The following is a 599-nucleotide window of genomic DNA, read 5'->3' as shown; positions in this document are numbered from 1 at the left end:
CTTGCGTTGTGGGATCTCGCTCTCTTCATAAAACGAAATAACCTTATTTTTATTAGATAAAATTTTTGTAAAATTTCTGCTTATCATATCTCTAAGCTCACGAAACAAAGCGTCATTATCAGTTAAAATGCTTAGAGATTCTAATGTTTGCGTAACTTTCATTGCCTACTCCACATAAAATATTACATGTTTTAGCAATAAGCATTCCAAATTTATATTTTTCTTATATCTTGGCCTTTAATGTACTCTGCAAATTCGTTTTTTAGTTTATTTTCTTTATACGAGATCGCCTCTTCTTTTGTATGAGAAACGGCTTCTTTTTGAGTTTTTTTGATCTCACCTTGCTCTTTAGTAAGTTCTTTTTTTATCTCTTTTAAACTATCGAAAAAATCATTCATCTTTGCTCCTTTTGTTTTTATTGGATTTTACTAAAACAGTTATAAAATTAAAATGAATACAATTTTTCTTTAAGGAAAGTTTGGCTAATATCTCAACTTAACTTTCTTGTGCGCTCGTAGCTCAGCTGGATAGAGCATTTGATTGCGGTTCAAAAGGTCAGAGATTCGAATTCTCTCGGGCGCACCATCTTTTTAATTCTT

The 599-nt window shown here is 30.9% G+C and carries 1 protein-coding gene and 1 tRNA gene; one reads left to right on the top strand and one right to left on the bottom strand.

The window, feature by feature from the left end; translation table 11 throughout:
* Positions 1-212 precede the first annotated feature (212 nt).
* Positions 213-398: a hypothetical protein gene (locus FZ949_RS04825; RefSeq protein WP_054196631.1), complete on the bottom strand. Its 186-nt coding sequence runs from the start codon at positions 396-398 to the stop codon at positions 213-215.
* A gap of 110 nt (positions 399-508) precedes the next feature.
* On the opposite strand from FZ949_RS04825, the gene FZ949_RS04820 reads away from it, so the two are divergent.
* Positions 509-585, top strand: a tRNA-Arg gene (locus FZ949_RS04820).
* Positions 586-599: the final 14 nt, after the last annotated feature.

The organism is Campylobacter concisus (assembly GCF_902460545.1).
Taxonomy (GTDB): domain Bacteria; phylum Campylobacterota; class Campylobacteria; order Campylobacterales; family Campylobacteraceae; genus Campylobacter_A; species Campylobacter_A concisus_AE.
The sequence above is the reverse complement of the archived record's forward strand: the minus strand, read 5'-3'. Positions and strand labels throughout refer to the sequence as shown.